General features: G+C 52.8%; 6 protein-coding genes. 5 read left to right on the top strand and 1 reads right to left on the bottom strand.

What is annotated here, in order from left to right; all coding sequences use genetic code 11:
* Nucleotides 1–186 precede the first annotated feature (186 nt).
* The 4 genes from A918_RS0103470 to A918_RS0103455 all read left to right on the top strand — a co-directional run bounded on the left by A918_RS0103470 (nt 187) and on the right by A918_RS0103455 (nt 4,761).
* The gene (locus A918_RS0103470) at nt 187–1,950 is read left to right on the top strand and encodes a 5'-nucleotidase C-terminal domain-containing protein (protein ID WP_022709707.1); all 1,764 of its coding nucleotides are present in this window, start codon (nt 187–189) and stop codon (nt 1,948–1,950) included.
* Nucleotides 1,951–2,119: 169 nt separating this feature from the next.
* A complete protein-coding gene (gene hemH / locus A918_RS0103465; protein WP_022709706.1) occupies nt 2,120–3,166 on the top strand; it encodes a ferrochelatase in 1,047 nt (348 codons plus the stop codon).
* A gap of 54 nt (nt 3,167–3,220) precedes the next feature.
* Nucleotides 3,221–4,306: an SPFH domain-containing protein gene (locus A918_RS19315; RefSeq protein WP_022709705.1), complete on the top strand. Its 1,086-nt coding sequence runs from the start codon at nt 3,221–3,223 to the stop codon at nt 4,304–4,306.
* The gene (locus A918_RS0103455; protein WP_028233330.1) at nt 4,303–4,761 is read left to right on the top strand and encodes an NfeD family protein; all 459 of its coding nucleotides are present in this window, start codon (nt 4,303–4,305) and stop codon (nt 4,759–4,761) included. Before A918_RS19315 ends, A918_RS0103455 begins: the two co-directional genes overlap by 4 nt.
* Before the next feature lie 49 nt (nt 4,762–4,810).
* Here the strand turns inward: A918_RS0103455 and A918_RS0103450 are convergent, their stop codons facing one another.
* Entirely contained in the window at nt 4,811–5,785 is a 975-nt protein-coding gene (locus tag A918_RS0103450) for an SIS domain-containing protein (protein ID WP_022709703.1), read from the bottom strand.
* A 297-nt stretch (nt 5,786–6,082) separates the two neighbouring features.
* Between A918_RS0103450 and A918_RS19310 the strand changes: the two genes are divergently transcribed.
* A partial coding sequence (locus A918_RS19310) for an outer membrane beta-barrel protein (RefSeq protein WP_022709702.1) occupies nt 6,083–7,561 on the top strand: 1,479 nt, incomplete at its 3' end.

Here is a 7,561-nt window from a genome sequence, read left to right as displayed (position 1 = left end):
GGAGGTCGCAGCTAAATGGTCTCATTTAGCGTCCGCGAACATACGACAATTAAGTGAATCTAGAGCGAACGCTATGAATTCAATTAAACGCGACACGCTCTAGCTCTCTCAGAACTTGGGAGATGCAAACAGCATTCGTCATATTACTATGCTATTCTGCCCCGACAAATGTCTACGGAGAAAGCTATGTCCGGACTGTTCAAGATTCTTTTTTGCAGCGCCAGCCTCGTAAGCCTGTCACTGCCTGCCTATGCCGATTACACGCTGACCATTCTGCACACCAATGACACGCATTCCCGCATTGAAGAGGTCAATAAATATGACGCGACCTGTTCCGCTAAGGAAAGCGCAGAGCAGCAATGTTTCGGCGGTATGGCAAGGCTGAAAGCGGCCATAGATGCAGAGCGCGCCAAGGGCGGCAATATGCTGGTGCTGGATGCCGGAGATCAGTTTCAGGGCTCTCTGTTCTTCACCACCTATAAAGGCACGGACAATGCCGAATTCATGAATGCCATCGGCTATGATGCGATGGCACTCGGCAATCATGAATTTGATCTGGGACAGGAAGGGCTGGCACCCTTTTTGGATAAAATCAAACTGCCGGTTCTGTCTGCCAATATTGAAACCGCTGCCGGTTCACCGATCCACGGCAAATTCGCACGCTATCTTGTCAAAACAATTGGCAATGAAAAGATCGGCATTGTCGGCCTGACCACACCGGACACAGTGGAAATTGCACGTCCGGGCAAGGACATCCGTTTTCTTGATGCCAAGGAAACATTGCAGCGCATGATCACAGATCTGAAGGCAGAGGGCGTGAACAAGATCATCGCCCTCACCCATCTTGGCTATGATGCGGATCAGCAATTGGCAGCAGAACTGGATGATGTGGATGCAATTGTCGGCGGACACAGCCATACATTGCTTGGCGACAATGCCTTACGCGCTTCCGGCCCCTATCCTACTCTCGTCAAAAATCCGTCCGGCAATATGGTGCCGGTCGTCACGGCCTATGCCTATACGCAATATCTGGGCAGGCTGGTGCTGAATTTTGACGATGCGGGCAATCTCACATCAGCCTCCGGTGTACCGCTCCGGCTGGATGCTTCCATCAAGCCGGACGCAGAACTGGCCAGCCGCATTGCGGAAATGGCCAAGCCGATTGAAGAGCTGAAAAACCGCCGCGTCGCCGAGACAACCAAGCTGATTGACGGCTCCGCTGTCAGCTGCCGCACGCAGCAATGTCCTATGGGCGATCTGGTCACCACTGCCATGCTCGATCGTGTGCGCGATCAGGGTATCACTGCCGCGCTGATAAATGGCGGTGCATTGCGCGCTTCAATCAAGGCCGGTGACATCACTATGGGCGATGTACTGGTGGTGCTGCCGTTTCAGAATACGGTTGCAACATTTCAGATGAAAGGCAGCGATCTGCGGTCAGCTCTGGAAAACGGCGTCAGTCAGATTGAAAAGGGCAGCGGCCGCTATCCGCAGGTTGCAGGCATAAAATTCACACTGGATATGGCTAAACCTGCCGGACAGCGCATTACCGCTGTCGAAATGCAGGATGCGGAAAGCAAATGGCAGCCGCTTGATGACAATAAGCTCTATGGCATTGCCGCAACCGATTATCTGCGCACAGGCGGTGACGGCTATGACATGATCGCCCAAAAGGCTGAAAAAGCCTATGATTACGGCCCTTCACTCGATCAGGTTGTTGCTGAATATTTGCAGGAACATTCGCCCTATTCAGATGCTGCACAGCCCGCAGCAAAAATGCCGGTCTCTGAGGCTTATGAAATCAAACAAGGCGATAGTTACTGGTCGATTGCAGAGAAGCTCTATGGCAATGGCACAGAATGGAAACGCCTGTTCCGTCAGAACCCGACTTACAAGCCACGGAAACTGCCGGTTGGCGCTGTTTTGAAAACCGGAGCACCTTCCCAATAAAAAACCACTTTAAATTTGAGTTTTCTCATCATGTTATGGTTATGTTCTGGTCATGCCGGACATAATACTGTTATGATAGGCAAATTTTGTTCGGCAGCTTCCGCGCACGCAGATACAGATTGTATTTGTTCGAGTGAAAGCACCGCCCCCTCAGGATAGAGACACAGACATGCATGATAATGTGATGAGCCAATCCGCGACTTCCCAGCCGGTTTCAGCAAAACCTGTTCTTGAAAAAACAGGCGTAATGCTGATCAATCTGGGAACACCTGATGGTACTGATTACACATCCATGCGCCGCTATCTGCGCGAGTTTCTGATGGATTCGCGTGTTATCGAATGGCCGAAGGCGATCTGGTATCCGATCCTGTTCGGTATTGTGCTCAATACACGCCCGAAAAAGTCCGGTGCTGCCTATGACCGCATCTGGAACCGTGAGCGCGATGAATCACCTTTGCGTACCTTCACGCGTTCCCAGAGCGATCAGCTCAGCGCCCGCCTCTCCGATCTCGGCAATGTGGTTGTGGACTGGGCAATGCGTTATGGCCAGCCATCGATTGAAGATGTGCTGACACGCCTGCGCGAACAGGGTTGCACCCGTATTGTCGCCTTCCCGCTCTATCCGCAATATTCTTCTTCCACCACCGGCAGTGTGATTGAAAAACTCAATGACGCACTGAACAAGCTGCGTTTTATGCCTGCCGTGCGTACAGTTCCGTCCTACCAGCATGAGCCGGTCTATATTGATGCGCTGGCACGCTCGATTGAAGACCATATTGCCAAGCTGGATTTTGATCCGCAGGTCGTGGTTGCCTCCTATCACGGCATTCCGCAGAGCTATGCACGCCGCGGCGATCCGTATCCGCAGCAATGCCTTGAAACCACACGCCTGCTGCGCGAGCGCCTTGGCTGGGATGAAACCAAGCTGATCAGCACGTTCCAGTCGCGCTTTGGCCCTGAGGAATGGCTCCAGCCTTATACGGATAAAACCATCGAGGAAATGCCGAAACAGGGCATCAAATCCGTTGCCGTATTTAATCCGGGCTTCGTGGCTGACTGCCTTGAAACTGTTGATGAAATCGGCAATGAAGCGGCAGAATCCTTCCATGAGAATGGTGGCGAAAATTTCAGCCATATTCCGTGCCTCAATGACACAGAACTCGGTATGCGCGTGATTGAAGACCTCGTACGCCGTGAATTGCAGGGCTGGGTCTGAGACTTTTATAAAACAAGACCATCATCATTTCCGGCATTTTAAAAAGGAAACAGAATGGAATTCGGTGCCAATATTGCCCTGCTGATTTTAGCTGCAGTGGTTATTTTCACGCTTTATGCCGGTATTAAAATTGTGCCTCAGGGTTCCAATTTTACTGTCGAGCGTTTCGGCCGTTACACCCGTACTTTGTCGCCGGGGCTGAATATGATCGTCCCGTTTTTTGATCGTATCGGCGCGCGTCTCAATATGATGGAACAGGTACTGGACGTACCGACACAGGAGGTCATTACCCGTGATAATGCGACCACATCGGTTGATGCTGTGGCCTTCTTTCAGGTGCTGAATGCGGCACAGGCTGCCTATCAGGTCTCCGATCTGCAATATGCAATCCTCAACCTGACCATGACCAATATCCGTACCGTCATGGGTTCGATGGATCTGGACGAATTGCTCTCCAACCGCGACACCATCAATGATCGTCTGCTGCGCGTACTGGATCAGGCGGCGCATCCGTGGGGCATCAAAATCACCCGCGTTGAGATCAAAGATATCAATCCGCCGAAAGATCTGATCGATTCCATGGCGCGCCAGATGAAAGCCGAACGTGACAAGCGTGCACAGGTTCTGGAAGCGGAAGGTGACCGTAATGCGCAGATTCTGCGCGCTGAAGGTTTGAAACAGTCGCAGATTCTTGAAGCGGAAGGTAAGCGCGAAGCCGCCTATCGTGAAGCGGAAGCCCGTGAGCGTCTGGCAGAAGCGGAAGCCAAAGCGACAACCATGGTGTCCGAAGCGATTGCGCAGGGTGATGTGCAGGCGCTGAATTACTTCGTTGCACAGAAATATACCGATGCGCTTTCCGAAATGGCCTCTGCCAAAAATCACAAGATCATTATGATGCCGCTGGAAGCCTCGTCGCTGATCGGCACATTGGGCGGTATAGGTGCGATTGCCAAGGAAGTCTTCGGCAATAATTCGGATTCCGGTGCGAATACCACCACTCAGGGCGCACAGGCCGCTCGTAAAGCACCTGCCAAACCGGCTGCCCGCAGTGAAGGTACAATCCGCAGCGGCTCTGCTGATTATGTCTCGGTTCCGAACCACATTATCGGCAATCGTGTACCGCCGACAGGATCACGCTGATGCCGGATATGCTCGCAGCTTTGGGGATATGGAACTGGGTCGTCCTTGGCCTTGTTCTGCTGTTTCTGGAACTGGTGACACCGGGTGTCTTCCTGATCTGGATCGGTTTTGCTGCTCTGGTTACCAGCTTGATTGCGTTTACCGGCTTCGGCTTCATCGACAGCTGGCAAGCGCAACTGCTGCTCTTCATGGTCTTGTCGGTGATCTTTGTACTGATCGGGCGCAAATATTTTAATCCGCGGGTGCAGAACAGCGATGAACCGCTACTCAACCGCAGAGCCGATCAGCTGATTGGCATGCGCACCACACTGGAAGAGCCGATTATCAACGGCCATGGCCGTGCACGTTTTGATGATACACTCTGGCGTGTGACCGGCCCTGATCTCCCAGCCGGTACAACAATCATCGTGCGGGAATATCACGACGGATTATTGCAAGTTGAAGAAGTGAAATAACAAAAAAGGCGGCTAATAGGCCGCCTTTTTATTATCCTGCAGAGAGCGTTTAAGCCACACCGGCACGCAGCAGATCGTGGAAATGCACCAGCCCGACAGGACGGTTATTCTCAGCCACAATCACCGCGCCGATACGCGCCTCATTCAAAAGTGCCAGTGTTGAACCGAGCAGCTGGTCAGGGCTGACAGTCTTCGGCGTGCGGGTCATAATATCATCGACTTTCAGCGTCGCCATCGGCCGGTCGACATTGCGTGTCAGGTCACCATCCGTGATGATACCGGCCAGTGTGCCGTCTTCATTCTCAACAATCACACAGCCGAAATGCTTATGCGAGTGAATGCGCATCGCTTCCGGCATTGGCGTGCCGATCTTGACCAGCGGCAATTCCTCACCGCGATGCATAATATCTTTCACATGAGAAAGGCTGGCACCCAGTGAGCCACCCGGATGGAATACGCGGAAATCGCTGGCGGTAAAGCCGCGTCTTTCCAGCAGAGCAAGTGCCAGTGCATCACCGACTGCCAGCTGCATCAAAGTCGAGGTAGTCGGTGCAACACCATGCGGACAAGCTTCAACTGCTTTCGGCAATAACAACAGCACATCAGATTCACGGCCGAGCGTGGAATGTTCACCGGAGGTCAGCGCGATCAGCGGCACTTTAAAACGGCGGGAATAGCTGACAATACCTTTCAGCTCCGCAGTCTCACCCGACCAGGACAGGGCAAGAATAACGTCATTGCTGTTAATCATGCCGAGATCGCCATGATTGGCTTCCGCCGCATGCACAAAAAACGCAGGGGTTCCGGTAGACGCAAAAGTTGCCGCCAGCTTGGAGCCGATATGACCGCTTTTTCCGATACCGGTCACAATAACCCGTCCTTTCATAGCGGAGATCGCCTGAACCGCCTGTTCAAACGGCTCTGCAAGCCCGTTTTGCAGCGCATCTTCAAGAGCGCTCATACCGGCTTTTTCAACTGCGATTGTATTCAGGGCGGAGCGGATAGCTGGGCTGTGGCTGCTCAATGGACTTCTCTCACTTCATTCATCCGGTCAATAGTGCTTCTTCTATATAGAAACCGGAGCTGCATTCTGCAAAACGAATTATGAGGTAAAACTTTACATATTCCCTGTCCAGCCTCCCTGCTTACAGAAATACAGCACATATTTCCCTGCGATTAATAAAGCACAAGCTGAAAAGCTGAATAAAGCCAGCCCATTACAGCAAAAGAAACTTTGTATTAACCATGATCCTTTACCGTCCTGTAACAAGCCTGCTCCGTGCAGGCATTCTCAGTTGCGTGCACAACTCTTGGCAGGACAATGGAAAAAACAGCCAAACCGGCTCATTACGCCCCGCTTTCCCTGTACGGGCTGCGTCAGGCAGCTCTGCTGACGGGCGTTGTGCTGTTTTCATCCGTGCCCATATCCCAGGCACAAACCGTGCCCTCCGGCGCTCAAAATGACGCAATTGCCGATGTTATTGCGCAGAGCGAAGGCACTGAAAATATAACTTATGATGCCAATGGCCGTATCGTTGCACAGCCTGTAATCAATCCTGCAGTTCCGGCTGCACGCCCTGTTGCCGACAGCGCTGTTCCGTTGAGCGAAGATATCAGTGGCTTGCGCACCGGCCCAGCAGATGCAGGCAGAGCCGTTCGCGAAAGACGGGAAAATATGCCGGAAGGCGCCCTTGAAGGCCGCCCGCGTGCGCCTTTTGAAGCGGATCCGTTTGAACCGCAGGGCATTCGCGCCGGAAGTTTCATCTTACGTCCGTCGCTGGATCAGGGTATCCGCGCCACCAATAATGCCGATAACAGCGCAACCGGAACCAGCGGTGTCTTGTCCGAAACCGCATTGCGGCTGAATGCCCGTTCAGACTGGGCAAGCCATCTGGCCACTCTGGATGCATCCGGCATCTTCGAGAGAAATCTCTCCGGCCAGCATATTTCTAATCCGCGCGGGCAGATTGATGCCGCATTGCGGCTGGATATGAGTGATGAAACCCGCCTGAATTTCGGGCTTGGTTATTCTGTCAATCGTGAAGATTCATCTGATCCGAATGGTATCAGCGCCGCACGCACCCGCCCTCTGGTACAGAGCCTGAATGCGCAGGCCGGTATTGAGCGCGATATCGGCAAGATTTTTGCCAGTGCGATAGCACGGGTAAACAATACCCGTTACGGCAAAGCCAAATTATATAATGGCGACCAGCTGGATCAGAGCGACCGCAATAATACCTATGTCAGTATGACATTGCGCGGCGGTTTTGAGCTGAGCGCCGCCATCCGCCCGTTTGCGGAAGTTGAAGTGGGTCGCCGGCTTTACCAGAACGATAATGGTCTGGATCGCAATGCAACCCAGCTCGGGCTTCGTACCGGTTTGCAGATCAATACCGGTGAAAAACTGAATGGTGAGTTTTCTGTCGGTTATATAGGCGCACGCAGTGCAGATGACCGTCTGCAAGATACCGGCGGCCTGTCGGTGGATGCAGCGATGAACTGGTCACCGCAGCGCGGCACCGATGTCCGCTTTGGTTTACGCACTTATCTCGACAGTAGTCCGGATATTGGCGGCAATTCATCCATTTTGTATCTCGCCAATATTGATGTCACCCGCATGATCCGCGCCGATCTCAGCGTAAATGCCCGCCTTGATGCTTCCATCCGTGATAATCGTGACGGCAGCGGTACCGATTATGGTATGGGCGCAGAAATCGGGGCAACCTATTGGTTCAACCGCTTCTTCGGTGTGGACGGCAAATTGCGCCATGAATTCATCAACAGCGATGTGGCCAGCCGT

Source organism: Pseudochrobactrum sp. AO18b (assembly GCF_000409565.1).
GTDB classification, from domain to species: Bacteria; Pseudomonadota; Alphaproteobacteria; order Rhizobiales; family Rhizobiaceae; genus Pseudochrobactrum; species Pseudochrobactrum saccharolyticum.
The sequence above is the reverse complement of the archived record's forward strand: the minus strand, read 5'-3'. Positions and strand labels throughout refer to the sequence as shown.